Origin of the sequence: Micromonospora sp. NPDC049891 (assembly GCF_040660295.1) — a bacterium.
GTDB lineage: Bacteria > Actinomycetota > Actinomycetes > Mycobacteriales > Micromonosporaceae > Micromonospora.
In genome coordinates this window covers 18,660-43,644 of record NZ_JBFAML010000006.1, presented here as the reverse complement: position 1 = coordinate 43,644, position 24,985 = coordinate 18,660, and the positions used below count along the sequence as shown (strand labels likewise).

Below are 24,985 nucleotides of genomic sequence, written 5' to 3'. Positions count from 1 at the left end.
TCAGGGGACATGCTCAAGCAGTACGAGCGTACTGGATCGGCTCGGACAAGGAACGTCGCGCCCACCGGTCGGCCCCGCGCCGGCAAGCCGGCGACACGGACGTGTGCGGGCCCGGCGGAGCAATACCCCACCGGGCCCCGCACACACCAACGCGCCGATCGCCCGGATCAGTCAGCGGCCTCCGGGCCGTGCACCCACTGCACGAGCTGAAGGATCACCCCGTTGGGGTCGGCGACCTGGAAGAAACGCTCACCCCACGGCTCGGTCTGGATCGGGGTGGCGATCGGCACACCGGCGGCGGTGAGCCGGGCGTACTCGGCATCGATGTCGTCCACCACGAAGGCGACGATCACTCCCTCCGTCCGCTGCGTCCGCAGGCTCTCCGGCTGAAGGCTGGCCAACCCGGTACGGAGGAAGATCAGGTTGAAGCCGGCATCGTCCCGGGCCAGCGAGACGAAACCCTCGGCCGACATCTGCTCCTGGAATCCGAAGTGCTGCTTGACGAACGCGGCCGAGGCCGGCACGTCCTCGACGTTCAGCGAGATCGCCGATGCAGTGATGTGCACGCGCACCCCCTGTGAGGAATGATTACTTCGTACATTGTACAACGTACAGCGTACGGCGATTCGACCTGCGAAGATCGGTGGGTGCCCGACCATCGCACCGGAGGCGGAGACCCCGCTCACACCCTGCGCCTGCTCTGGCGGCAGCCCGACCACGCGCCCCGCCGTGGCCCCCGCCAGGGCCACTCGCTCGACGACATCCTGACCGCCGCGATCGCCCTGGCGGACGCCGAAGGGCTGGACGCGGTGACCATGCGGGCCCTCGCCCAGGCCGTCGGCGTGGCACCGATGACCCTCTACACGTACGTGCCGGGCAAGGCCGAACTGCTCGACCTGATGCTGGACGCGATCTACGCCGGCATGCCCAGGCCGGACCGCTCCGGCCACCCGTGGCGCACGCGGGTGGCGGCGGTCGCGACGGACAACCGGGACCTCTTCACCGCCCATCCCTGGGCGGCCGAGGTCGCCACCGGCCGGCCGCCGCTCGGGCCGGGCCAGCTGGCGAAGTACGAGTACGAGCTGCGCGCCTTCGACGACACCGGCCTCGACGACGTGGCCCGGGACGCCGCGTTGACCTACGTCCTCGACTTCGTCCGGGCCGCGTCCCGAGCGGCGTGCGAGGCGCGATCCGCCCGCCGGGACAGCGCCTGGACCGACGACCAGTGGTGGGCGGCGAACGCTCCGCTGTTGGCTCAGGTGCTCGACGAGCGGCGGTATCCGACCGCTGTCCGGGTCGGCGCCGCCGCCGGAGCCGCCCAGAACGCCGCGTACCACCCCGACCACGCGTACGAGTTCGGCCTTGCCCGGGTGCTCGACGGGCTGGGTGTCCTGATCGACGCCGGACGGCAGGGCCGCACCGGCGACGGCTGACTCCGCCGAAACGCCGAGCGCCCCACGACTCGACGTCGTGGGGCGCTCGATGCGCGTGACTCACATGTTGGCGACGTCGGACTGCTTGGCGCGGACGGCCTCGGCGGCCTCCTTGAGAGCGGCCAGTTCGTCGGCGTCGAGGTCGGTCTCCACCACGCGCTTGACGCCCTGGGCGCCGATCTCGGCCTCCACGCCCAGGTAGACACCGGAGATGCCGTACTCGCCGTCGACCCAGGCGCAGACCGGCATGACCTCGCCGGAGTCCTCCGCGACAGCCTTCGCCATCCGGGCCGCCGCCGCCGACGGGGCGTAGTACGCCGACCCCGTCTTGAGCAGCGCCACCACCTCGGCGCCACCGTTGCGGGTACGCACGACCAGGTCCTCGATCTGCTCGGCCGGCATGACCTCGCGCAGCGGCTTGCCGTCGACGGTGCTCTTCGACGGAACCGGAACCATGGTGTCGCCGTGCGAGCCGAGGGTGAGGGTGCGTACCGACTTCACCGGCACCTCCAGCGCCTCCGCCACGAAGTTGGTGAACCGGGCGGTGTCCAGCATGCCCGCCTGGCCGAGCACCCGGTTACGCGGGAACTGGGTGGCGATCTGGGCCAGCGCGGTCATCTCGTCGAGCGGGTTGGAGACCACGATGACGACGGCGTTCGGGGCGTACTTGGCCACGTTCTCGGCGACCTGACGCACGATCTTGGCGTTGGTCTCCAGCAGGTCCATCCGGCTCATCCCGGGCTTGCGCGGCAGGCCGGCGGTGATGACGACCACGTCCGAGCCCTCGATGCCCTCGTAGCCCTCACCGTTCGGACCGGTCGTGACGCCGACGACCTTGGTCTCGAAGCCCTCCACAGCACGCGACTGGTTGAGGTCGAGGGCGATGCCCGCGGGCTTTCCCTCGATGATGTCGGTGATCACGACGGTGTCGAAGACGTCGTACTCGGCCAGGCGCTGCGCGGTGGTGGAGCCGTAGAAACCGGCCCCGACGACAGTGACCTTCTTACCCATGGTCGTCCCACTCCCTGATACCAGTCGGTTTTCCGGACCGTATCAGCCATCCTGGCACCGAGCGGGCCAGGGGCGGACGGTTATGGGCGTTCGGCCCGCTCCACGACGTTCGTGAGCAGCATGGCGCGGGTCATCGGCCCGACCCCGCCGGGCATCGGCACCAGCTTGCCGGCCACCTCGGCGACCTGCGGGTCCACGTCGCCGGTGTAGCGGCCCTTGCCGTCCGGGCCGATCACCCGGGTGATGCCCACGTCGACCACGACGGCGCCCGGGGTGACCATGTCCGCGGTGAGCAGGCCCGGTACGCCCGCCGCCACGATGACGACGTCGGCGGCGCGGGTGTGCGCGGTCAGGTCGAGGGTGCCGGTGTGGCAGAGGGTGACTGTGGCGTTCTCGCTGCGCCGGGTCAGCAGGAGCCCCAGCGGGCGTCCGACGGTGTTGCCCCGACCCACCACCGCCACGTTGGCACCGCGCAGCGGCACGTCGTGCCGACGGAGCAGTTCGACGATGCCGCGCGGGGTGCAGGGCAGCGGCGCGTCGTAGCCGAGCACCAGGCGACCCAGGTTGACCGGGTGCAGGCCGTCGGCGTCCTTGTCCGGGTCGATCAGCTCCAGCACCCGCTGGGTGTCCAGGTGTGCCGGCAACGGCAGTTGGACGATGTAGCCGTGACAGGCCGGATCGGCGTTCAGCTCGGCCAGGATCTCGTCGACCTGCTCCTGGCTGGCGTCGGCCGGCAGTTCCCGGCGGATGGAGGCGATGCCGACCTCGGCGCAGTCCCGGTGCTTGCCGTTGACGTACGCCTGCGAGCCCGGATCGGACCCGACGAGGACCGTGCCGAGCCCTGGCACGGTGCCCCGTTCCGCAAGCGCCTTGACCCGCGCCCGCAACTCGTCCTTGATCTCGGCCGCGGTCGCCTTGCCGTCCAGAAGCGTCGCCGTCACGAGCAGATCGTCTCACGCCCGTCGGCACCGGCTCCCCCGACCTCGACGACCTGCCCGATCGGCCGAACAGACTACTTTGCGTGAGGTGTCGTTCGTCACCTAGCGTGACGATTTGTGGAGCACAGCACAGCAGATCCGGACGTCGAGGTACGAAGGTCCGCAATCCGGCGATCATGACGAGCCACCCCAGGCACCCCAGTACTGTCCTGACGCCCCCCAACCGGCCACATCTCCGCACGTCAAGGCGGGAAATCGGCAGGGCGCGTAGCACGCGGCTGTCAACCCGACAAGGCCGGGGGTGGCGTTCCGTTACCCCTTCGCAACCGCTACGTTGCCGAGTCGCGGCATACGACCTACCGTTGCCGGTCGTTGCGCAGCGTCACCCAATGCCGGGCCCGACTGCGCAGCGTAATGGAGATGAGGAGGCTAGATGCGTGTTCGTAGGCTTGCCGCCTGGACCGCCCTCCCGCTCGCGGTGACCCTGGGCCTGGTGGCCTGCGGCTCGGGCGGCGACGGCGGATCCGGCGAGAGCGACCCCAACGCGGCCGTGCGGATCGAGATCGCCGAGCCGCAGCACCTGGTGCCGACAAACACCAACGAGACGAGCGGTTCCCAGGTGCTCGCCGCCCTGTTCAGCCCGCTTGTCGACTACGACGAGGCCCACAAGCCGTACGAGGTGGCCGCCGAGTCGATCACGTCCGAGGACAACACCACCTGGACGATCAAGCTCAAGGACGGCTACACCTTCCACAACGGCGAGAAGGTCACCGCCGACAACTACGTCGACGCCTGGAACTACGGCGCGTACGCGCCGAACGGGCAGAACTCCAGCTACTTCTTCGAGAAGATCGCCGGCTACGACGACCTTCAGGGTGAGAGCCCGAAGGCGAAGACGCTCAGCGGGCTGAAGCAGGTCGACGACCTGACCTTCACCGTCACGCTGGCGCAGCCGTACAGCGAGTTCAAGGCGATGCTCGGCTACACCGCCTTCTACCCGCTGCCGGAGGCCGCCTTCTCCGCACCCGGTGAGCTGGCCGAGGGCTACGAGCAGGCGCCGATCGGCCAGGGCCCGTTCAAGATGAAGGGCACCTGGCAGCACGACGCCAAGGTCGAGGTCGAGCGGTACGACGCCTTCCCCGGCGAGCAGCCGAAGGTGGCCGGCGTCGAGTTCCGGATCTACCAGCAGCTCACCGCGGCGTACGCGGACGTGCTGTCGGACAACCTCGACGTGATCAAGACCATCCCGACGGAGAACCTCTCCACCGCCGGCACCGACCTGGGCGACCGGTTCCTCCAGAGCCCGGCGTCGTCGCTGCACTTCCTGGCGTTCCCCACCTTCCAGGAGGAGTTCAGCAACCCGGACGTGCGCAAGGCCATCTCGATGGCGATCGACCGCGAGGAGATCACCCGGTCGATCTTCAAGGACTCGCAGCAGCCGGCCCGCTCGTTCGTCTCCCCCGCCGTCGCCGGCTACCGGGAGAACACCGTCGGTGCCGCGGGCGAGTTCGACCCGGCCAAGGCCAAGGCGCTCTACCAGGCCGCGGGTGGCCCGTCGAAGATCACCCTGTCCTACAACGGCGACGGTGGCCACAAGGACTGGATCGACGCCACCTGCAACCAGCTCAAGGCCAACCTGGGCGTGGACTGCGTCGGCAGCGCCGAGCCGAAGTTCGCTGACCTGCTGACGAAGGTCAAGGCCAAGCAGCCGGTCGGCCTGTTCCGGATGGGCTGGATCATGGACTACCCGTCCATGGAGAACTACCTGGGTCCGCTGTACAGCACCAACGGCTCGTCGAACTACTACGGCTACAGCAACCCGGACTTCGACCGCCTGCTCGCCGAGGGCGCCAGCGCCCCGAGCGAGGAGGAGGCGATCAAGAAGTACCAGGAGGCCGAGGACCTGCTCGCCGAGGACCTGCCGGTCGTACCGCTGCGGTTCGGCCAGAACAACTTCGGTCACTCGACAAAGGTCAAGAACGTCGAGATGGATCTCTTCGACCGGATCGACCTGATCAAGATCGAGGCCATCAAGTAACACGAACGCCTGCGGGTCGGGTCATCGCGAGGTGACCCGACCCGCCACGCGGTTCGCGCCTTTTCAGAGAGACTGCCAAGTATGTTCCGCTTCATCGTGCGGCGTCTGCTCCAGATGGTCCTGGCGTTCTTCGGGACCACGCTGATCGTCTACGCCCTGATGTTCGCCGGTCAGGGCGACCCGATCCAGGCCCTCGCCGGTGAACGTCCGGTCACCGCCGCACAGCGGGCCTACCTCACGGAGAAGTACCACCTGGACGCGACAGGGGTCGGTGGCTTCTTCTACAGGTACTTCGACTACATCTCCAACCTGCTCCGGGGCGACCTGGGCGAGTCGCTCACCGGACGGTCGATCGGCGACATCCTCGCCGCCGCCTGGCCCATCACGATCCGGCTGGCCCTGATCGCCATCGCGGTCGCGGTCATCTTCGGCGTCACCGCGGGCGTGCTCGCCGGCATCCGGCGGGCCAGCATCTTCGACAACGCCACCCTGCTGCTGACCCTGCTGGTGCTCGGTATTCCGACGATCGTGCTCGCCCCGCTCGCGCAGTACTTCCTGGGCGTCAAGTGGCAGATCTTCCCGCCCACCGCCGGTGCCGACCCGGACTTCTTCGCGCTGCTGCTGCCGGGCATCGTGCTCGGCTCGCTCTCCCTGGCCACCGCGCTGCGGCTGACCCGTACCTCGGTCGCCGAGAACCTGCGTGCCGACTACGTACGCACCGCCCGGTCGAAGGGCCTGCCGAACCGGCGGGTGGTGAGCGTGCACGTGCTGCGCAACTCGCTCATCCCGGTGATCACGTTCCTCGGCGTCGAGGTCGGCAACCTGATGAGCGGCGCGATCATCACCGAGGGCGTGTTCAACATCCCCGGCGTCGGCTTCAACCTCTTCCGCGCCATCCGCACCGAGGACGGCCCACTTGTGGTGGGCATCGTCAGCGTGCTCGTCGTGGTCTACCTGGTCTCCAACCTGGTGGTGGACATCCTGTACGCCGTCCTGGACCCGAGGATCCGCTATGAGTGACCGCCGAACCCGCACCACGCGCATCGAGGTGCCGGCATGAGTGATTTCGAGACGGTGGCGGCTTCGGAGAACCAGGCCGCGCGGCGCGGTCCCTCCGGGGAACCCGGTACGCCAAACCAGGTGGGCCAGCCCCGCAAGCCGCGCAGCCTGGCCGGCGACGCCTGGCGCGACCTGCGCCGCAAGCCGATCTTCTGGATCAGCCTGATCCTGGTGCTGCTGGTGACCGCGATGGCCGCTGTGCCGGGCCTGTTCACAAGCAACGACCCCGCCGACTGCGTACTGTCCCGGCAGCACGCGGCACCCTCCGGCGGAGCCATCTTCGGATACGACTTCCAGGGCTGCGACACGTACGCCCGGGCGGTCTACGGCGCCCGCGCCTCGCTGCTGGTGGGCGCGCTCTCGGCCCTGTTCACCGGCCTGATCGCGCTGGTCGTGGGGATGCTTGCCGGATTCTTCGGCGGCTGGGTCGACGCGGTGCTCTCCCGGGTGATCGACATCGTGCTCGGCATCCCGCTGCTGCTGGCCGCGATCGTCCTGCTCAAGCGGGTCGGCAGCGACAGCGCCACGGTACGCGTCGCCGCGGTCATCTTCGTGCTGGCGGTGCTCGGCTGGACCACCGCCGCCCGGGTGGTGCGTTCCTCGGTGATCACCGCCCGGGAGCAGGACTACGTGGCCGCGGCCCGGATGCTGGGGGCCGGCAACGGCCGCATCATGTGGCGGCACATCCTGCCGAACGCACTCGCCCCGGCCATCGTGGTGCTGACCATCGCGCTCGGCTCGTTCATCGCCGCCGAGGCGACGCTGTCCTTCCTCGGCATCGGGCTGCGGGAGCCGACCATCTCCTGGGGCATCGAGATCAACAACGGTCGGGTGCACATGCGGGAGTCGGCGACCCCGCTGGTGGTCCCGTCGACATTCCTGGCGCTTACCGTACTGGCCTTCATCATGCTCGGCGACGCGATCCGCGACGCCTTCGACCCGAAGCTCCGGTGAGGCGCTCATGAGTCAGCACGCCGTCCGGCCGACGCCGGCCTCGCCCACCCCGCCCGGCGGACACCTGCTGGAGGTACGCGACCTGCACGTCGAGTTCCGCACCGGCGAGGGCGTGGCCAAGGTGATCAATGGGGTCAGCTACCACCTGAACCCGGGTGAGACGCTCGCCGTGCTGGGCGAGTCCGGCTCCGGCAAGTCCGTGACCGCCCAGGCCATCATGGGCATCCTGGACACCCCGCCGGCACACGTCAGCTCGGGCGAGATCCGCTACCAGGGGCAGGACCTGCTGAGCCTGCCGGAGGCGCAACGTCGGCAGATCCGGGGCAGGGAGATCGCGATGATCTTCCAGGACGCCCTCTCCGCGTTGAATCCGGTCTTCCCGGTCGGCTGGCAGATCGGCGAGACGCTCCGCCAGCGACTCGGGATGTCCCGCGCGGACGCCCGCCGCCGCTCGGTGGAACTGATGGACCTGGTGCAGATCCCCGCGGCGTCGAGACGTCTCGGTGACTACCCGCACCAGTTCTCCGGCGGCATGCGGCAGCGGGTGATGATCGCGATGGCCCTGGCGATGGAGCCGAAGGTGCTCATCGCCGACGAGCCCACCACCGCGCTTGACGTCACCGTGCAGGCCCAGATCATGGACCTCCTCGCCGACCTGCGGCGGGACCTGGACATGGCGATGATCCTGATCACCCACGATCTCGGCGTGGTCGCGGACGTCGCGGACCGGATCGCGGTCATGTACGCGGGCCGGATCGTCGAGCACGCAGACGTCCGATCGCTGTACCGGGCGCCTGCCCATCCGTACACCAAGGGTCTGCTGAACTCGATCCCGCGCCTGGACCAGCGGGGCGGAAAGCTGTCCACGATCCGCGGCCTGCCGCCCAACCTGATGCGAATTCCGAGCGGTTGCCCCTTCCACCCCCGGTGCCCGTACGTCCAGCAGGTCTGTCTGGACGTGGTGCCGCACGACCTGGTCCTCGGCGACGGCCGGACCAGCGCGTGCCATTTCGCCCAGGAGGTACGTGATGACCGCGCCGGCTAGCCCGACCACGGTCCGCGGCGAGACGCTCCTCGACGTCAACCACGTGGTCAAACACTTCCCGATCACGCAGGGCGTGCTGTTCCAGAAGAGGACCGGGGCGGTCAAGGCCGTCGACGGGGTGAGTTTCCAGCTACGCCGGGGCGAGACGCTGGGCATCGTCGGCGAGTCGGGCTGCGGCAAGTCCACCCTGGCCCGGCTGCTGATGCGGTTGGAGAAGCCCACCGCCGGCCGGGCCACCCTGGCCGGCCAGGACCTGTTCGCCGCCTCCGGCGGTGAGCTGCGCCGGATCCGGCGCAACATGCAGATGGTCATGCAGGACCCGTACACCTCGCTGAACCCGCGGATGACCGTCGGCGACATCATCGGCGAACCGTTCGAGATCCACCCGGAGGCGGCACCGAAGGGCAGCCGCCAACGTCGCGTCCAGGAACTGCTCGACGTCGTCGGCTTGAACCCGGAGCACATCAACCGCTATCCGCACCAGTTCTCCGGCGGCCAGCGGCAGCGCATCGGCATCGCCCGCGCGTTGGCGCTGCGGCCCGAGGTGATCGTCTGCGACGAACCGGTCTCCGCGCTCGACGTCTCCATCCAGGCGCAGGTGATCAACCTGCTGGAGGAGCTTCAGGACGAGCTGGGCCTGTCCTACATCTTCATCGCCCACGACCTGTCGGTGGTGCGGCACATCTCCGACCGGATCGCGGTGATGTACCTCGGCCGGATCGTGGAGATCGGTACCGAGGACGAGATCTACGATCGCGCGACCCATCCGTACACCCAGGCGCTGCTCTCCGCCGCACCGGTGCCGGACCCGGACGCCCGGGAACACCGCAACATCATCCGGCTGACCGGCGACGTGCCCAGCCCGGCGGACCCGCCGAGCGGCTGCCACTTCCGTACCCGGTGCTGGAAGGCCCAGGAGATCTGCGCCACCCAGGACCCGCAGGCGGTGCTGCGTGCCGCCGACCCACACCCCTCGGCCTGCCACTTCGCCGAACTCCGCCCGGGAGGGTGAGCCAGAACCTCCCTCCCCAGTGGATACTGCGGCATCGAAGAAGCACCCGATGACGGATGGCGATCCCCTGCTCACTCACTAGGGTCTACAGCCGTGACGCAGGTGGCGCTACGACCGACGACTGGCCCCACGGTCGGGGTCGCCGCGAGGAACAGCCGGACGGCGATGCGGTATGTGCAGGCCACCGTCGCGGTCGCCGCCCTCGGCACCGCCTGGTGCGTCGCGAACTTCACGGTCGGCGCCGGCACCGAGGCGCTCGCGTACGCATTCGTTCCCGTCGGCGGGGTCCTCGCCGCCGGGTCCGTCGTACATCTGCTCCGCCGCGCCGACCTCGACCCGGTCCCCCGACGCTTCTGGCGCACGCTGCTCGTCGCGGCGGTCACCATCACGATCGGGTACGGCTGGCTGGCGCTGGACATGTTGACGCACGCCGCCGAGGCCCGTACCCGAAGCATGCCGTTGCCGGCGGCGGCCTGCGTGGCGCTCGGATTCATCGTCGCCATCTGGGCTGTCGCCCGGGTGCCCGTCGTCGAGGCCGGCGGTGTCGAGCGGTGGCGCATCCTGCTCGACCGCATGATCGCGTTCCTCGGCTGCGCGGCCCTGCTCTGCTACGTCGGGCTGGCCCCGATGTTCTCCTCCGCCGAGCCGTGGAGCCCGCAGGCGATGGCACTTGTCGGGCTCGCGTTCCTGGTCGCGGTCGGCGCCGCGACGAAGGTGTCCTTCATCGCCGGTGGCCCGGTGGATCGCGTCGCCCTGCGATTCGTCGCGGCCAGCGGCGGCGTCACCGCCGGGATCGTCGCCGTGCTCGCGGTCCGGTACGGCTACGTCGCCGCCATCCCCGCCCAGTCGATCGTGATGCCGCTGACCCCGGTGTTCTTCACCCTCGGCGTCACGGCACAGTGGCGCGCCCAGCTCGGGACCCGGCGCGATCAGGCCCGCACCGGCATGCTGCTGCCGTACCTGGCCGTGGTGGCGGTCGACGTGCCGCTGCTCGCGGTCGCGTTCGGCGCCCCCCTGACCTGGCCGGTCCGGGTGGTCCTGATCGCCGCCGTGGTGGTGACCGCGCTGGTCAGCGCCCGGCAGTTCATCGCCTACCGGGAGAACGCCCGGCTGCTGCGGAACACCCGAATCCAGGAGGAACGTCTCCAGTACGAGGTGAGCCACGACGGCCTCACCGGGCTGGCCAACCGGGTGCTCTTCCGGGACCGCCTCGCCGCCGCGCTCACCACGACGACACCCGCGTCGGTGCTCCTGGTCGACCTGGACGACTTCAAGACCGTCAACGACCTGCTCGGGCACGGCGTAGGTGACCGGCTGCTCGTCTCGGTCGCCCAGCTGCTGCGCGCCGAGGTCGGCGACGACGGCCTGCCGGTACGGGTCGCCGGTGACGAGTTCGCCGTCCTGCTCACCGGCACGGACGCCGACCCCGAGGAACTGGCCGGCCGGCTGCTGGCCGCGCTCGACCACCCGATCAGCCAGCACCGCCTGCTGGTGCAGGCCAGCATCGGCATCGCCGACGCCGCGCCCGGTGCCACAGTCGACTCGGTGCTGCGGGACGCCGACGTCGCCATGTACACGGCCAAACAGCGCGGAAAGGCGGGCTTCGTACGCTACGTGGACGGCATGGGTGAGCCGGTACTGGCGCACATGCAGCTCGGTGGCGAACTGCGGCGGGCCCTGGACGACAACGAACTGCGGGTCGTCTACCAGCCGATCCTGCGGCTCGACGACAACCGGTTGGTCGGGGTCGAGGCGCTGGTCCGCTGGCACCACCCGACGCGCGGCGTGGTCAGCCCGGCCGAGTTCATCCCGGCCGCCGAGCGGACCGGTCTGATCGTGCCGCTGGGCCGGTTCGTGCTGCGCGAGACGTGCCGCCAGGCGGCGGCGTGGTCACTGGAGTTCGGGCCGGACGCACTCCGGGAGGCGGGCCTGAACGTCTCCGCGCGGCAACTGCACGACCCCGACTTCGTCTCCGACGTGACGGCCGCGCTCGCCGAGAGCGGGCTGCCCTGCGAGCGGCTGGTGCTGGAGGTGACCGAGTCCGCGGTACTACGCGGGCAGCAGGTCTCCCGGACCCTCTTCGAACTCGACCGGATGGGGATCCGTCTCTCCCTTGACGACTTCGGCACCGGCGAATCGTCGCTGAGCCTGCTCCGGGCCTTCCCCGCCGCGATCGTGAAGCTCGACAGGTCCTTCGTCGAGGGAATCGAGATCGACGACGGTCAGGCCGCGGCGGCCAACGCCCGGCAGGCGGTGGCCCGGGCGGTGATCCAACTTGCCCACGCTCTCGGCCTGGAGACCGTCGCCGAGGGCGTCGAGAGCGCCGCGCAGGTCGCCGTGCTCCGCGACCTCGGCTACACCCGTGGCCAGGGCTTCCACCTGGCCCGACCGATGACCGCCGACGGCATCTCCTGCCTGCTGGCCCGGCAGCGGACCGTGACAGCCATCCGACCGCCGACCTGACCGGGGACTGGCGGGCCGATCTGGCGCGGCGGCAGATAGAACGCTAGTCGGATACTGGCCGGATGGTGGAAGAACAGGGCACCGGATCGACGCGGTGGACGATCCACGGTGAGCGGGTGGTAGACCGTAGCCGGCGGGCGCGGTTGAGCATCGCTGATGTGGAGTTGCCGGACGGGGTTCGTTTCGAGCAGTACGTGATTCGGGCGCCTCGGTCGGCAATGGTCGCGGTGCTCGACGGTCGGCAGCGGTTGTTGCTGATGCGGCGGCACCGGTTCGTGTTCGACCGTTGGGTGTGGGAGCTGCCCGGTGGCTACGTCGATGAAGGCGAGGATCCGGCAACGTGCGCGGTCCGGGAGGTTGAGGAGGAGACCGGTTGGCGTCCGGGTGCGGTGGAGCCGCTGCTGTCGTTCCAGCCATGGGTGGCGACCGCAGACGCGGAGAACCTGCTGTTTCTTGCCCGCGATGCGGAGCACATCGGTGCGCCGGTCGATGTGAACGAGGCCGAGCGGGTGGCTTGGATTCCGCTGGAGGAGGCCCGGCATCTCCTCTCCCAGGGGGAGATCGTGGGTGCCGGTACGGTCATTGCGGTTTTGGAACTGGTCGCGCGTAAGGCTCACGGCGAGTTGTAGTCAGCGACGCTGCCCGAGCGCCGCGTCGATGCGGTTGATGAGGTTGCGGACTGTCGGTCGCTGGCGGTGCGCCATGAGGTCCGTTTGCAGGTCACGCACGTAGCGGACGGCGCGGGCGGACTTCAGTTGCGTGGTCAGGGTGAGGGCTTGCCCGCCGATGAAGGTGGCGCGGTCGGGCTCGCCGTGGCGGGCCTGGATGGTCGCCAGGAGTGCGAGGTTGAAGGCTTTGCCGCGTACGTAGCGCTCGTCCATGCGCAGGGATCGGGCGGCGAAGCGTTCGGCTTGGCGCTGTTGGCCGAGTGCGGTGAAGCAGTGGCCGAACTTGGCTGACAGGTATGCCTCGTCGAAGTAGCCGAGCCACTGCGGGTCGCCGCTGCGGTCGGCTCGGTCGAGGGCTTGTTCCGCCTGGTGGAGTGCGGCGGCGCAGGCGGCCGAGTCGCGGGCGGCGGCGTGGGCGTGGGCTTCCATGACCAGCGCTTCGGCGGCCAGCACGGTGATTCCGGCGCGGTGTGCGGTGTGTCTGGCTGCGCGGGCGAGGTCGACGCCGGTGGCGGTGTGGCCGAGGTAGGTGGCTTGGTGGCTCATCGCGGCGAGGATTTCGGCACCCAGGCCGGGATCGTCGGCGGTGCGGGCCAGGTCGAGGGCATGGGTGAGGTATCGCTGGGCAAGGCCGTGTTCGGCCATGTCGTACGCCTGCCAGCCGGCGAGCTGCGTCAACTCGGCGACGGCGGTGAGCAGCTTGCGGCCGGTCGCTGGGTCGTAGCGGCCCTCGGTGAGCAGGGGCGTGACCTCCTGGTGGAGGTAGCGGGTGACGTTGGCACGGGCGTGGCCGCCGCCGTACTGGTTGTCGAGTCGCCGGTACGTGGCGGTCATCTCGCGGATGGTGTCGATGTCGGGCTGGCCGACCGTTCGGTGGCCGTCCTGCGCGACGGGTGGTGGGCTGATGGCGGTGAACCAGCGCAACGCGGGCAGGGTGTACGCGGCAGAGCTGAACACGGTCTGACGGAGCACTTCTCGGCGGTTCACGTCGCCTTCCCATAACTGCGCGGCAGCGCGGACATCCTCGCGCCAGGAGCGGTTGGCCGGCAGATCACTGTGCCGGCCGTCCCGACGATCGGCCATGTCAGGGAGACATGACCGCCGGCGCGGAGCGAGGCCGAGCGTCATCCGTGGCTCGTCGGGCATACCGCAGCCGTCGGCGATCCGCTCCAACACGTCGATTGACGTCACCTTCCGGCCGGCGATGATCCGACTGACGTAACCCTGTTCCAGGCCAACGGCGGCACCGATGCGGGTCTGACTCGCTCCGGTGTGCCGGGAGAGCAGCCGAAACAACGCACCAACATCGCGGGCAGCCAGTGCCGCACGGATGTCCTCGCGCGACCAGAGGTCGTCGGAAATCCGAAGATGATTGAACAGCACAGCGACTCCAGCGTCGTCGGACGACTACTCATGGTGCTCAATCCGGAGCCTAGGGCCGCCGTCCGACCAGGTCGAGGCAACCCATGTCACCGTGACATGACCAGCCGACATGGCCGCCACAGCTAGTCCAGCGGAATCGTCTCGCACATGAACGTCGATGCCGCCAACGCGCTGAACCTGGCATGGGCAGGCCCCTTCCACGGTCCAGCAGTTCCCATCGGATCCGCCCTCCCGACGCTGAGCGAGGAGGCGGAACGGTGACCCTCCGATCGCACTTGCCCGGACTGATGCGATGGCTGCTGCGGCGTCCCGAACCGCCACCACCGCCGGGGACCGGACAGCGGTACCAGGACGTCGAGCAGGCAGCAGCGCAACGACGGCTACTCGACCACGCAGCACGCCTACCACCCGACGGCAGCCCTGAACGGCCGAGGGAAACGCCCGGCAAGCCAGCCAGCAGACCTGAGCCAGGGAGACCCCGATGAGCCGAACCGTGTCCAACTCATTCGGACGGGCGGCTTCGAGCAGGCGACGCGTCACGTACGACGAGTACCTGTCGGCCACCGCGTTGACCTTCGCGCGGCGGCATCGGCCCGTGTGGTCGTGGCAACTGTGGCGGCGCGTCTGCCGGTGCGGAGCCGACCTGCCGTGTCGTGCCCGGCACCGGATACCGATCAACCGGGGCCACTGGCCGCAGGAGAACGAGCAGTGACCGGCAGCCTGGAGCAGACGATCCTCGCGGTGCACGTCCGAGGGCTCGACGGCATGTGTGCCGGCTGCCGGGCGTGGTGGTCGCGACTGGCCCCGTACCCCTGCTGGCAGGTGGACTGGGCGACCAGCCGGCAGGCCCACGCGAGCGTCGCCCGGTTCCTGGCCGGTGTGCGGTGACCACCCACGGCCCGGTGCTACCGATCTGGAGCTGCGGCGGCTGCGACCTGCCCTGGCCGTGCCCCACGCGGCGGCGGGAGCTGCGGGCGGAATACGCCGACGCACCGGTGTCGCTGGCCCTCTACCTCGGCGGCTATCTCGTCCGGGCCGCCGAGGACATGCCCTGGGCACCGGCCGGAGCGCTGCACCGCCGCTTCGTCGGCTGGACCCGGCAGCCACCGGAAGCACCGGAGCGACGTATCACAACCGTGCCAGCCGAACCGGGCCGAGCCGTACGCCACCAGACCGGATGACCCCCGGCGACGCAGTTTCCAGCTACAGGTTCGGTCCAAATCTTGGACAGTTTCCGTTAGCGCCTAACGGAAACTGTCCAACATCTCGCAGTTACGCTCATCGACTGAGAGCGGGCGTTGCATTGGGCACGGACGCGGCCCGGGCCCACGTTTCACAGGACCGCGCCGAGCCCTTCCATCTGGCCTAGTGGAAGAAGTGGCGGGTGCCGGTGAGGTACATGGTGACGTCGGCCCGCTTGCAGGCGTCGATCACCTCTTCGTCGCGGATGGAGCCGCCGGGCTGGACGATCGCCCGGATGCCCGCGTCGATGAGGATCTGCGGGCCGTCGGCGAACGGGAAGAACGCGTCCGAGGCGGCCACCGCGCCGCGGGCCCGGTCGGCACCGGCCCGGCTGACCGCCAGACGGGCCGAGTCCACCCGGTTGACCTGCCCCATGCCGACGCCGACAGTCGCGCCGTCCTGAGCCAGCAGGATCGCGTTGCTCTTCACCGCGCGTACCGCCCGCCAGGCGAAGGCCAGGTCGGCAAGGGTCGCCTCGTCGGCCGCTTCGCCGGTGGCCAGCCGCCAGGTGGTCGGGTCGTCGCCCTCGGCGTCGATCGCGTCCCGCACCTGCACCAGTACGCCGCCGGTGACCTGCCGCCACTCGGCCGGACGCGGCTGGTAGCCGGGCGCGCGCAACAGCCGGATGTTCTTCTTGGCCTGGAGCGTCTCCACGGCGCCGGCTTCGTAGCCGGGGGCCACCACGACCTCGGTGAAGATCTCGGCGATCTGCCCGGCCAGCTCGACCGAGACCGGCCGGTTGACGGCGATGACCCCACCGAAGGCGGAGACCGGGTCACAGGCGTGCGCCTTGCGGTGCGCCTCCGCCACGTCCGCTCCGACCGCGATGCCGCACGGGTTGGCGTGCTTGATGATGGCCACCGCGGGCTGGCCGGCGAAATCGTTCGCGGCCCGCCAGGCGGCATCCGCGTCGATGTAGTTGTTGTAGGACATCTCCTTGCCGTGCAGTTGCTCGGCCTGAGCCAGCCCGACCGGACCGGCCGGGTCGGTGTAGAGCGCGGCGGCCTGGTGCGGGTTCTCGCCGTAGCGCAGCACCGACTGCCGGCGCAACGCCAGGCCGGCGAAGTGCGGCCAGCCGTCGGCGGCCGGAGCGACCGACGCGGCGAACCACTCGGCGACCGCCACGTCGTACTCGGCGATGTCGGCGAAGGCGCGGGCGGCCAGCGCCCGCCGCTGCGCCAGGGTGAAGCCGCCGCCGTCGAGGGCGGCCAGCAGCATCGGGTACGCGTCAGGGTCGGTCACCACGGCGACCGAGGCGTGGTTCTTGGCGGCCGCCCGGACCATCGCCGGACCACCGATGTCGATCTGCTCGACGCACTCGTCCTGACCGGCACCGGAGGCGACGGTGTCCTGGAAGGGGTACAGGTTGGACACCAGCAGGTCGATCCCGACGATGCGGTGCTCGTCGAGCTGGGCGGTGTGCGCGTCCTTGCGCAGGTCGGCGAGGAGCCCACCGTGGATGGCCGGGTGCAGCGTCTTCACCCGCCCGTCGAGGATCTCCGGGAATCCGGTCACCTGCTCCACAGGCGTCACCGGCACCCCGGCCGCGGCAATCGTCGAGGCGGTGCTGCCGGTGGAGACGATCTCCACACCGGCGGCGTGCAGCGCCGTGGCCAGTTCGGCCAGGCCGGTCTTGTCGTAGACGCTGACAAGAGCCCGCCGGATCGGGCGGCGCCCGTCCTGGATGGAGTTCACTCCGACCGTGACCTTTCTTCCGGTGATCGTCCAACCTTCGCGGACCAGCCGGCCCACCTGCTCGACGAGCTGGCCCCGCTCCGCTTCCTTGATGCGTTCGGTGAGCGTGTCGACGTCGTCGTCGTCGCGTACGGGCACCGCCACCTGCGCGACGATCGGGCCGGTGTCCATCCCGGCGTCGACGAAGAAGAGGGTCGCCCCGGTCACCTTGACCCCGTAGGCGAGGGCGTCGCGCGGACCGTGGATGCCGGGAAACGCCGGCAGCAGAGTGTTGTGCGTGTTCAGGTACCGGTCGCCGAAGGCAGCGAGGAACTGCGGACCGACAAGCTTCAGGAAGCCGGCCGAGATGACCAGATCGGGTCGGTGCTCGGCGACCCGAGCGGTGAGCGCGGCGTCCCACTGTTCGCGGTCCGGGTGGTCCTTGACCCGCTCGACGAAGGTCGGTACCCCGGCGGCGGCGGCCCGGTCCAGGCCCGCGATCCCGTCGCGATCCGCCCCGACCGCTACCACCCGTGCCCCGTACGCCGGGTCTGCGGTCGCGTCCAGCAGAGCCTGAAGGTTGCTTCCGGAGCCGGAGACAAGGACGACGATACGGGCGGACTGGGTCACCGGCACACCCTATCCGGCCGGCGGCCGGCGCCCATCCGCTGGGCAGCACGGCGTCGCGTGACTGCCGGACTGGCCTGGACCGGGTACGCTGCCGGTCGCTTGGGACCGGCGCATGTCCGGGCCCGCACCCGTCAGCGAACAACCGAAGGAGCATGTCGTCATGCAGCCCGAATACCAGTCGCAGCCACCGCAGCCGGTCGACAACAACATGACAATGTCGATCGTCGCGATCTTCCTGTTCTGGCCGCTGGCCATCCCGGCGATCATCAACGCCTCGAAGGTCAACCCGCTGCTCCAGCAGGGTGACTACGCCGGTGCCCAGGCCGCGGCGGCCGAGTCGAAGAAGTGGTCCAAGTGGGCCCTGATCGTCGGTATCGCCTGGCTCGCGATCGTCCTGGTGTGCTGCCTGGGCGGCGGCCTGCTGGGCTCGATGAGCGGCAGCAACGCCAGCGGTTACTGAGCATCGGATGCAGCCCGGTCAACCCGGTCAGGACCCGTACGGCCAGCAGCCGCCGTACGGGGACCCGACCACACCACAGCCGGCCAACCCGTACGCGCCACCGCCGGCCAACCCGTACGCACCGCCGCCGGCCAACCCGTACGCCCAGCCGAGCGATCCGTACGGTCAGCAACCCCCGGCCGACCCGTACGGTCAGCAACCCCCGGCTCCGGGCCAGCCGGAGGCCCAGCCGCCGGCCTCGCCCGCGCCCTACGATCCGTACGCGCCGCCGGCCGGGCAGCCCCCGGCGTACGGACAGCCCACGTACGGGCAGCCGGCGTACGGCCAGCCGGGCTACGGACAGCCGGGCTACGGACAACCGGGCTACGGGCAGCCCTACGCCGACCCGTACGCCCCACAGCCGTACGGCGGCGCGCCGATGTACCCGAACGCGGGCTTCGCCGGCGCGCAGGGGCAGCAGAACACCCTCGGCCTGGTCGCGATGATCCTCGGTATCGCGTCGATCCCGCTGAGCTGCTGCTACCTCGGAATTCCGCTGGGGTTGGCCGCACTCATCACCGGCTGGCTGGGCAAGCAGAAGGCCGACCAGGGACTGGCCGGCAACTCGGGCCAGGCGCTCGCCGGCCTGATCTGCGGCGTCGTGGGACTGCTGCTGGGTCTGCTGCAGATCGTGGTGGTGGCGCTGAACGTCGGCGGGTCGCTGTACCCCTGACACGTGCCTGCCCGCCGCCAGGGGCGTCCCGGTACGTCCGGGGCGCCCCTGGCCCGTCGGAGGGTCGCCTCCGCTCGGAGGAACGGAGGCAGACCGTCACCGCCGCTGCGAGCAGCGCGCGGGCGGGATCGTGGCGGGCTGGATCGTGGCGGGCGGCCTGGTCGGTCCCGCCAGCGCCGCAGGAACCTCAGGTCGCGAGGCGGGTGAGCCAGCGGGTGGCGGCGGCACCGAGCAGCGCGCCGCCACCGGTGACCAGGAGCGCCGCGAGCGCCACCTGCCAACCGACCGGCCCGACCTCGGCCAACCGGCCGGCACCCAACGGCCCGCCGGACGCCTTCGCCGCCGCGCCCAGCAGCAGACCGGCCACCGGTCCGGCGAGCGCCGCCGGTACCAGCAGCCGCCGCCAGGACAGTCGTGCCCGTTCGGCGCTGGCCAGTCGCAGCAATCGGCGCGCGAGCAGCCAGCCGGTGGCCATCCCCACCAGGACGGGCAGGGCGAGGACGGTGACCGCACCGAGCCCGTCGACCGGGCCGCTGGGCAGACCGGCGAACAACGGCAGGGCCGGTAGCGCGCCGACCGAGACCTCGCTGGTGCGTACCGCGGTGTCGGTACCGATCGCGAAGCCGGGGCCGAGCAGGTAGCTGGCCGTCCACACGCTGACGTTCGGCGCGTACGCGAGGCTGACCAGGGTGATGCCGGCCTGGCCGGCGACACCTGTGCGGTAGGCGCCGATCAGGTCGGCCGCGTCACCACCACCGGTCGCCACAGCCAGCCCCGCCACCGCGGCCCCCGCGCCGAGCAGCACCAGAGCGGCGACCAGGCCGGCACGTACGCCCTCACGCAGCGGCATCGGCGCCTGCTCGGCGAAGACCTTCGCCACCCCTGTCGTACGGGCGGCGCCCACACCGGCCGCGAGCGTGCCCACGGTCACCAGGGTCAGCCCGGCACGTACCGGCGACACACCAGGCCCACCGGCTCCGACCAGCACCGCGGCAAGCGTTCCCAGCAGCCCGTACACGACGCCGACCGCCGCCGCGACAGCGAGCGTGCGGCCCGGCGACCGGCCGCCGCGGGCACCTATCGCCCGGCTGGCGTGCACGCCGGCCCGGGTGAGCCGCCACACCGCCAGTGCGGTCACCGCGAGCGGTGCCAGGCCCAGCGGGCCGGTGGCCGTGGCCAGGGGCACCCCGTGTCCGAGCAGCCAACCCGCCGCTCCCGCCCGGGCGGCGTCGAGCAGGCTGCCCGCGCCCTCGCTGAGCTGGAACAGCCACAGCGTCAGCGCCACCGGCAGCCAGGTGGTGACGGCCGCCCCGACGGCGGCCACGAGTGCGGCGACCGCGAGCGGCGCGTGGCTGCGACCCGAGGGCGCCGCCCGCGCAGCGGGCACCCGGCGCGGCGGGCCGGCCCGGCCGGGCGGCCGGACGCCGGCTCCGCGGGCGTCGGTGGCCCGGCGAGGCTGGTCAGGGGTGACAAAGGACATCGGCTCTACTCTGGCATGCCGGGCCGGCGCCGGCTGCCCGACACCCGCCCGCTGCCGGCGGACGGTACGGCGGAATCGACCAGTTCGCCTGATCGGGCGTGGGCGGTCACCGGCTCCTCTAGCCTCGGCACAGGGGCCGTGACCAACGTCGCGGCAGCATGTGACCTGGAAGGGGAGTCGTGAACGCTCCGTATCCACCGCCCCCGCCGCCGCCTGCCGGCCGGGACCGCACGACCCTCTGGGGCGTGCTCGGCATCGTGACCGGTCTGCTCTGCTGCGGCATCCTCGGCATCGTCTTCGGCTGGTTGTCGATCCGCGACGCGCGCCGGTACCGCCAGTCGCCGGTGCTGGGCTACGTGGCCATCGCGCTCGGCGTGCTGAACATCGTCATCAGCCTGATCCTCCAGGCGACCGGGAACTACCCGTACTGGAACCGCTGAGGGGCCGACCTTCCGGTCGACCCCTCAGCGACGTGCTCCGCTCAGCCAGCGGACATGATCTCGCGCATCAGCTTGGCCGTCTCGGTAGGCGTCTTGCCGACCTTCACGCCGACCGCCTCCAGGGCTGACTTCTTCGCGTCGGCGGTGCCCGCCGAACCGGAGATGATCGCACCGGCGTGCCCCATGGTCTTGCCGGGCGGGGCGGTGAACCCGGCGATGTAACCGACCACCGGCTTGCTGACGTTGGCCTTGATGAACTCGGCCGCCCGCTCCTCGGCGTCACCACCGATCTCGCCGATCATGACGATGGCGTCGGTGTCCGGGTCGGCCTCGAACGCGGCCAGCGCGTCGATGTGCGTCGTCCCGATGATCGGGTCGCCGCCGATGCCGACACAGGTCGAGAAGCCGATGTCCCGCAGCTCGTACATCATCTGGTAGGTCAGCGTGCCGCTCTTGCTGACCAGACCGATCCGGCCGGAGCCGGTGATGTCCGCCGGGATGATGCCGGCGTTCGAGGCACCCGGCGAGGCGATACCGGGGCAGTTCGGGCCGATGATCCGGGTCTGCTCGCCCTTGGCCACGTTGTACGCCCAGAAGGCGGCGGTGTCGTGCACCGGCACCCCCTCGGTGATCACCACGGCCAGCGGGATCTCGGCGTCGATCGCCTCGATGACCGCGGCCTTGGTGAACTGCGGCGGTACGAAGATGACAGTGACATCCGCGCCGGTGTCCTTCATCGCGTCGGCGACGCTGGCGAAGACCGGCAGTTCGGTGCCGTCGAAGTCGACGGTGGTGCCCGCCTTGCGCGGGTTGACTCCGCCCACCACGTTCGTGCCGGCGGCGAGCATCCGGCGGGTGTGCTTGGAACCCTCGGAACCGGTCATCCCCTGGACGATGACCTTCGAGTCCTTGGTCAGCCAGATAGCCATGTGTCAGACCCCCGCAGCCGCCAGCTCGGCGGCCCGCTCGGCCGCGCCGTCCATGGTGTCGACCCGCTCGATCAGCGGGTTGTTCGCGCCGTCGAGGATCGCCCGACCGGCCTCGGCGTTGTTGCCGTCGAGGCGGACGACGAGCGGCTTGGTGACCTGCTCGCCCCGCTGCTCCAGCAGGCCCAGCGCCTGCACGATGCCGTTGGCCACCGCGTCGCAGGCGGTGATGCCGCCGAAGACGTTGACGAAGACGCTCTTGACCGACGGGTCGGAGAGCACGATCTCCAGACCGTTGGCCATGACCGCGGCGCTCGCGCCGCCGCCGATGTCGAGGAAGTTGGCCGGCTTGACGTTGCCGTGCCGCTCACCGGCGTAGGCGACCACGTCGAGGGTCGACATGACCAGGCCCGCGCCGTTGCCGATGATGCCGACCTCTCCGTCGAGCTTGACGTAGTTGAGGTCCTTCTCCTTGGCGGCCTGCTCCAGGGGGTCCACCGTCGCCTGGTCGACGAGCGCCTCGTGGTCGGGGTGCCGGAAGCCGGCGTTCTCGTCGAGCGAGATCTTGGCGTCCAGCAGCAGCAGCTTGCCCCCGGCGGTCTTGGCCAACGGGTTCACCTCGACCAGGGTGGCGTCCTCGGCGACGAACGCCCGCCACAGCCCGACCGCGATCTCGACGACCTGGTCGGCGACCTCGGCCGGGAAACCGGCCGCGTCGACGATCTCCCGCGCCTTCGCCTCGTCCACGCCCTTGACGGCGTCGATCGGGGCCTTGACGACCTTCTCCGGGGTCTCGGCGGCGACCTGCTCGATGTCCATCCCGCCGGCGACGCTGGCGATGCAGAGGAACGTGCGGTTCGCCCGATCGAGCAGGTACGAGAAGTAGTACTCCTCGGCCACGTCCGCGGTCACGGTGATCATGACCTTGTGGACGGTGTGACCCTTGATGTCCATGCCGAGGATGTCGGTGGCGCGGGCCACCGTCTCCTCCGCGCCCTCGGCCAGCTTGACGCCGCCCGCCTTGCCTCGTCCGCCGACCTTCACCTGTGCCTTGACGACCACCCGGCCGCCGAGGCGTTCGGCGATCGCGCGGGCCTCCTCCGGGGTCGTGGCGACGCCGCCGGCGAGCACGGGAAGTCCGTGCCGCTCGAACAGGTCCCGCCCCTGGTACTCGTACAGGTCCACGATTGCGCGTCCCGTCCCGTCTCTGCGGCGCACCGTCGCGCCGCCACCAGCGTATGGAAAGAAAACAGTGTGATGCCCGACATCAGTTGAAGTTGACGCAGGCCGTCGAACCCTCGCCACCGCAACCACGCGCCGCGGCCGACCTGACGGTCCGGCCCGCAAGGGGAGGTCGGAAAGGGTTCATTGGGCGCAGCCTAGCGATGCCGCCACATCCGGCAACCGAGCGGGTGCGCGGTGTGCGGTAATGCACAGCCCTGGCCGACGCTGGGTCACCGACACGGCACCGATCAGGGCGGCGGGTCGGGCGACGTCACCCGTTCGAGCGATCTTGCCGGGGGGAGGACGGTTCTCAACGGTCCCGCGTAACCCCGCAGGAAGGGCGTCGTTGAGTCAGATGTCGGAGCGCTGGAAAGCGCGAGGACGGAAACGGCCGATGCCCTGTCGGTCGAGGGGTGGCGGCGGGGCATCGTGCATAGAGGGGCCGGACGTGTGAGGGGTGCGTCCGGCCCCTCCCCTGTGCCCAGGCCACCGGCTTCGCGAATGCTCAGGCCACCGGCTGGGCGACATTGTCCCGAACCCACTCCACGATGGACGTGGTGGTGGCACCCGGGGTGAAGATCTTGGCCACGCCGAGCCGCTCCAGCTCCGGCAGGTCGGCCTCCGGGATGATGCCTCCGCCGAAGACCACGATGTCCCGGGCGTCCCGTTCGTCGAGCAGCTCCAGGACCCTCCGGAACAACGTCATGTGCGCCCCGGAGAGCACCGACAGGCCAACGGCGTCGGCGTCCTCCTGGATCGCGGTCTCCACGATCTGCTCCGGGGTCTGGTGCAGGCCGGTGTAGATGACCTCCATGCCGGCGTCACGCAGGGCGCGCGCCACCACCTTGGCACCACGGTCGTGGCCGTCCAGGCCCGGCTTGGCGACGACGACCCGAACACGAGAGCTCATCTGGGCATCCCTTTCACCGGCTCAGCGGCTATCACCTGAACGAACGGTAACCCGACCGACCGGGGCCGGGGAACCGGGGCCGGGGAACCGGGGCCGGCAGGGTGAGCGGTGGACGACGTACGGCGTACGGCCTCGACACGGGCCCCCGACACTCACGCAGGCATCACAGTCACCTCACACAGAGGTACGACCGACGCGGGACGCGTCAAGCGGGACGACTCCGCCGAACGGTCACGGTGTGCGACGAACGGAGGATAAGGAGGACACCCCACTACACCCACGAGCCATGACAATCCCGGACGGAAACGGACAGAATGTTGCAGGCAATTCGGCGCTCCGGCTTGTGACAGGCCTGACGGTTGGCTACCGTGTCCACGGTTGTCATCAGGTCTACGGACGGGTGACGACGCGAACAGCCGACGGACGGTAACCAGATCCGGACGACGGCTATCCGCATCGGAACCCCGACAACGGAGGGTGTGCGTGCGCCAGCGCCTGTCGTCTGAGCCCGATCGATATCGCGGTCGTCGCCGCGTACCCACCCCCCCGCGCAGCCGCTACGCCGCGGTCGTCACCACCGCCTTCGTCGGTGCCGGTGTGGTGGCGCTGGGCGCCAACGCCATGCCGGACGCCAAGAGCGTCAACCCGTCGGTGCTCGACGAGCTGAAGCAGGCGTCGATCAGCAACCAGGGCGCGGCCGACCGGGCCGACGCCGCCGACCGGGCCTCCCGGGACAGCCGCACCGGCCCGGAGAGCGTCGAGGAGAACGGCGTCTGGCTGCTTCCTCTCCAGGGCTACGACTTCAACTCCCCCTACGGCATGCGCTGGGGCAAGCTGCACACCGGCGTCGACCTGGTGGCACCGGAGGGAACCCCGTACGTCGCCATCCACGAGGGCACCGTCACCAAGGCCGGTTGGTTCGGCGGCTACGGCAACGCGGTGATCGTTCAGCACGCCGACGGCAGCGAGGCCATCTACGGCCACTCCTCCGCGCTCAGCGTGCGCGAGGGTCAGCAGGTCAAGGCCGGCGACCAGCTCGGTCTGGTCGGCAACACGGGCCACTCCTACGGCTCCCACCTGCACCTGGAGATCCATGTCAAGGGCGAGCCGCTCGACCCGGTGCCCTGGTTGCAGGAGCGCGGAGTGGACATCAAGCTACAAGTCGAGGCAATCTACAGCGAGGTAGCCGCCTCCTGACCGGCCGTAACGCCCGTTGACCGCCCGGATCGATCGATCCGGGCGGTTTCGCGTGCCGGTCCGGGAGCGCAAGTGTCCCAGCTCAC

At 70.2% G+C, this 24,985-nt stretch carries 23 protein-coding genes and 1 pseudogene; 14 read left to right on the top strand and 10 right to left on the bottom strand.

The genetic code is table 11. The features are described 5' to 3' along the window. Positions 1-167: 167 nt before the first annotated feature. Positions 168-566, bottom strand: coding sequence for a VOC family protein (locus AB0I71_RS10225; protein ID WP_357582986.1), 399 nt, complete (start codon positions 564-566; stop codon positions 168-170). 81 nt (positions 567-647) lie between these two features. Between AB0I71_RS10225 and AB0I71_RS10220 the strand changes: the two genes are divergently transcribed. Then, positions 648-1,433, top strand: coding sequence for a TetR/AcrR family transcriptional regulator (locus AB0I71_RS10220; RefSeq protein ID WP_357582984.1), 786 nt, complete (start codon positions 648-650; stop codon positions 1,431-1,433). 60 nt (positions 1,434-1,493) lie between these two features. Here AB0I71_RS10220 and AB0I71_RS10215 read toward each other — a convergent pair whose 3' ends face one another. Together AB0I71_RS10215 and AB0I71_RS10210 are read right to left on the bottom strand one after the other, a co-directional pair. Continuing rightward, a complete protein-coding gene (locus tag AB0I71_RS10215; RefSeq protein ID WP_357582982.1) occupies positions 1,494-2,444 on the bottom strand; it encodes a malate dehydrogenase in 951 nt (316 codons plus the stop codon). An 80-nt stretch (positions 2,445-2,524) separates the two neighbouring features. Next, positions 2,525-3,385, bottom strand: coding sequence for a bifunctional methylenetetrahydrofolate dehydrogenase/methenyltetrahydrofolate cyclohydrolase (locus tag AB0I71_RS10210; protein WP_357582980.1), 861 nt, complete (start codon positions 3,383-3,385; stop codon positions 2,525-2,527). A 430-nt stretch (positions 3,386-3,815) separates the two neighbouring features. Between AB0I71_RS10210 and AB0I71_RS10205 the strand changes: the two genes are divergently transcribed. The 7 genes from AB0I71_RS10205 to AB0I71_RS10175 all read left to right on the top strand — a co-directional run bounded on the left by AB0I71_RS10205 (position 3,816) and on the right by AB0I71_RS10175 (position 12,582). Next, positions 3,816-5,420 (top strand): ABC transporter substrate-binding protein, encoded by a 1,605-nt coding sequence (locus AB0I71_RS10205; protein ID WP_357582978.1) that lies wholly within the window; start codon positions 3,816-3,818, stop codon positions 5,418-5,420. 81 nt (positions 5,421-5,501) lie between these two features. Beyond that, a complete protein-coding gene (locus tag AB0I71_RS10200; protein WP_357582976.1) occupies positions 5,502-6,440 on the top strand; it encodes an ABC transporter permease in 939 nt (312 codons plus the stop codon). A 36-nt stretch (positions 6,441-6,476) separates the two neighbouring features. After that, positions 6,477-7,433 carry an ABC transporter permease gene (locus tag AB0I71_RS10195; RefSeq protein WP_357582974.1) on the top strand — a complete coding sequence of 319 codons (957 nt, stop codon included), beginning with the start codon at positions 6,477-6,479 and terminating at the stop codon, positions 7,431-7,433. A 7-nt stretch (positions 7,434-7,440) separates the two neighbouring features. Beyond that, positions 7,441-8,478 carry an ABC transporter ATP-binding protein gene (locus tag AB0I71_RS10190; RefSeq protein WP_357582972.1) on the top strand — a complete coding sequence of 346 codons (1,038 nt, stop codon included), beginning with the start codon at positions 7,441-7,443 and terminating at the stop codon, positions 8,476-8,478. Beyond that, positions 8,462-9,490 (top strand): dipeptide ABC transporter ATP-binding protein, encoded by a 1,029-nt coding sequence (locus tag AB0I71_RS10185; protein ID WP_357582970.1) that lies wholly within the window; start codon positions 8,462-8,464, stop codon positions 9,488-9,490. The genes AB0I71_RS10190 and AB0I71_RS10185 overlap by 17 nt, the downstream gene beginning before the upstream one ends. Before the next feature lie 93 nt (positions 9,491-9,583). Beyond that, positions 9,584-11,953, top strand: coding sequence for an EAL domain-containing protein (locus tag AB0I71_RS10180; RefSeq protein WP_357582968.1), 2,370 nt, complete (start codon positions 9,584-9,586; stop codon positions 11,951-11,953). Positions 11,954-12,015: 62 nt separating this feature from the next. After that, positions 12,016-12,582, top strand: a complete 567-nt coding sequence (locus tag AB0I71_RS10175) for an NUDIX hydrolase (RefSeq protein ID WP_357582966.1) — start codon at positions 12,016-12,018, stop codon at positions 12,580-12,582. On the opposite strand, the gene AB0I71_RS10170 is transcribed toward AB0I71_RS10175, so the two are convergent. Then, positions 12,583-14,004, bottom strand: a complete 1,422-nt coding sequence (locus AB0I71_RS10170; RefSeq protein ID WP_357582964.1) for a helix-turn-helix transcriptional regulator — start codon at positions 14,002-14,004, stop codon at positions 12,583-12,585. Between the two features lie 504 nt (positions 14,005-14,508). Here AB0I71_RS10170 and AB0I71_RS10165 point away from each other — a divergent pair. Together AB0I71_RS10165 and AB0I71_RS10160 are read left to right on the top strand one after the other, a co-directional pair. Further along, the gene (locus AB0I71_RS10165; RefSeq protein WP_357583355.1) at positions 14,509-14,892 is read left to right on the top strand and encodes a hypothetical protein; all 384 of its coding nucleotides are present in this window, start codon (positions 14,509-14,511) and stop codon (positions 14,890-14,892) included. Next, entirely contained in the window at positions 14,889-15,185 is a 297-nt protein-coding gene (locus tag AB0I71_RS10160; protein WP_357582962.1) for a hypothetical protein, read from the top strand. The genes AB0I71_RS10165 and AB0I71_RS10160 overlap by 4 nt, the downstream gene beginning before the upstream one ends. 184 nt (positions 15,186-15,369) lie before the next feature. On the opposite strand, the gene purH is transcribed toward AB0I71_RS10160, so the two are convergent. Continuing rightward, a complete protein-coding gene (purH, locus tag AB0I71_RS10155) occupies positions 15,370-16,941 on the bottom strand; it encodes a bifunctional phosphoribosylaminoimidazolecarboxamide formyltransferase/IMP cyclohydrolase (RefSeq protein WP_357583353.1) in 1,572 nt (523 codons plus the stop codon). Between the two features lie 3 nt (positions 16,942-16,944). Next, a pseudogene (gene purN, locus AB0I71_RS10150) lies at positions 16,945-17,556 on the bottom strand (phosphoribosylglycinamide formyltransferase); the annotation flags it as partial. 154 nt (positions 17,557-17,710) lie between these two features. Between purN and AB0I71_RS10145 the strand changes: the two are divergent. Both AB0I71_RS10145 and AB0I71_RS10140 read left to right on the top strand, forming a co-directional pair. Next, on the top strand, positions 17,711-18,010 hold the full coding sequence (locus AB0I71_RS10145; protein WP_099849780.1) for a CD225/dispanin family protein: 300 nt from the start codon (positions 17,711-17,713) through the stop codon (positions 18,008-18,010). A gap of 7 nt (positions 18,011-18,017) precedes the next feature. After that, positions 18,018-18,722, top strand: a complete 705-nt coding sequence (locus AB0I71_RS10140) for a DUF4190 domain-containing protein (RefSeq protein ID WP_357582960.1) — start codon at positions 18,018-18,020, stop codon at positions 18,720-18,722. Between the two features lie 187 nt (positions 18,723-18,909). Here the strand turns inward: AB0I71_RS10140 and AB0I71_RS10135 are convergent, their stop codons facing one another. Then, complete coding sequence (locus AB0I71_RS10135) at positions 18,910-20,202, bottom strand: DUF6350 family protein (RefSeq protein ID WP_357582958.1); 1,293 nt, start codon at positions 20,200-20,202, stop codon at positions 18,910-18,912. Between the two features lie 179 nt (positions 20,203-20,381). Here AB0I71_RS10135 and AB0I71_RS10130 point away from each other — a divergent pair, with 179 nt between their 5' ends. Further along, positions 20,382-20,642, top strand: a complete 261-nt coding sequence (locus AB0I71_RS10130) for a DUF4190 domain-containing protein (RefSeq protein WP_357582956.1) — start codon at positions 20,382-20,384, stop codon at positions 20,640-20,642. Between the two features lie 41 nt (positions 20,643-20,683). Here the strand turns inward: AB0I71_RS10130 and sucD are convergent, their stop codons facing one another. The 3 genes from sucD to AB0I71_RS10115 form a co-directional block, all read right to left on the bottom strand. Then, positions 20,684-21,571 carry a succinate--CoA ligase subunit alpha gene (gene sucD, locus AB0I71_RS10125; protein ID WP_357582954.1) on the bottom strand — a complete coding sequence of 296 codons (888 nt, stop codon included), beginning with the start codon at positions 21,569-21,571 and terminating at the stop codon, positions 20,684-20,686. 3 nt (positions 21,572-21,574) lie between these two features. Next, entirely contained in the window at positions 21,575-22,753 is a 1,179-nt protein-coding gene (gene sucC, locus AB0I71_RS10120) for an ADP-forming succinate--CoA ligase subunit beta (RefSeq protein WP_357582952.1), read from the bottom strand. Positions 22,754-23,297: 544 nt separating this feature from the next. Beyond that, positions 23,298-23,702: a cobalamin B12-binding domain-containing protein gene (locus tag AB0I71_RS10115; RefSeq protein ID WP_099849768.1), complete on the bottom strand. Its 405-nt coding sequence runs from the start codon at positions 23,700-23,702 to the stop codon at positions 23,298-23,300. 483 nt (positions 23,703-24,185) lie between these two features. Between AB0I71_RS10115 and AB0I71_RS10110 the strand changes: the two genes are divergently transcribed. Continuing rightward, on the top strand, positions 24,186-24,899 hold the full coding sequence (locus tag AB0I71_RS10110) for a M23 family metallopeptidase (protein ID WP_357582950.1): 714 nt from the start codon (positions 24,186-24,188) through the stop codon (positions 24,897-24,899). The last annotated feature ends 86 nt before the right edge of the window (positions 24,900-24,985 follow it).

Bases quoted from the DNA above. Each gene is read 5' to 3' on its own strand.
- AB0I71_RS10185 (WP_357582970.1), top strand. From the start codon at position 8,462: ATGACCGCGCCGGCTAGCCCGACCACGGTCCGCGGCGAGACGCTCCTC.
- AB0I71_RS10175 (WP_357582966.1), top strand. From the start codon at position 12,016: ATGGTGGAAGAACAGGGCACCGGATCGACGCGGTGGACGATCCACGGT.
- AB0I71_RS10115 (WP_099849768.1), bottom strand. From the start codon at position 23,702: ATGAGCTCTCGTGTTCGGGTCGTCGTCGCCAAGCCGGGCCTGGACGGC.
- AB0I71_RS10135 (WP_357582958.1), bottom strand. From the start codon at position 20,202: ATGTCCTTTGTCACCCCTGACCAGCCTCGCCGGGCCACCGACGCCCGC.
- AB0I71_RS10190 (WP_357582972.1), top strand. From the start codon at position 7,441: ATGAGTCAGCACGCCGTCCGGCCGACGCCGGCCTCGCCCACCCCGCCC.
- sucD (WP_357582954.1), bottom strand. From the start codon at position 21,571: ATGGCTATCTGGCTGACCAAGGACTCGAAGGTCATCGTCCAGGGGATG.
- AB0I71_RS10140 (WP_357582960.1), top strand. From the start codon at position 18,018: ATGCAGCCCGGTCAACCCGGTCAGGACCCGTACGGCCAGCAGCCGCCG.
- AB0I71_RS10205 (WP_357582978.1), top strand. From the start codon at position 3,816: ATGCGTGTTCGTAGGCTTGCCGCCTGGACCGCCCTCCCGCTCGCGGTG.
- AB0I71_RS10215 (WP_357582982.1), bottom strand. From the start codon at position 2,444: ATGGGTAAGAAGGTCACTGTCGTCGGGGCCGGTTTCTACGGCTCCACC.
- AB0I71_RS10145 (WP_099849780.1), top strand. From the start codon at position 17,711: ATGCAGCCCGAATACCAGTCGCAGCCACCGCAGCCGGTCGACAACAAC.
- AB0I71_RS10200 (WP_357582976.1), top strand. From the start codon at position 5,502: ATGTTCCGCTTCATCGTGCGGCGTCTGCTCCAGATGGTCCTGGCGTTC.
- AB0I71_RS10195 (WP_357582974.1), top strand. From the start codon at position 6,477: ATGAGTGATTTCGAGACGGTGGCGGCTTCGGAGAACCAGGCCGCGCGG.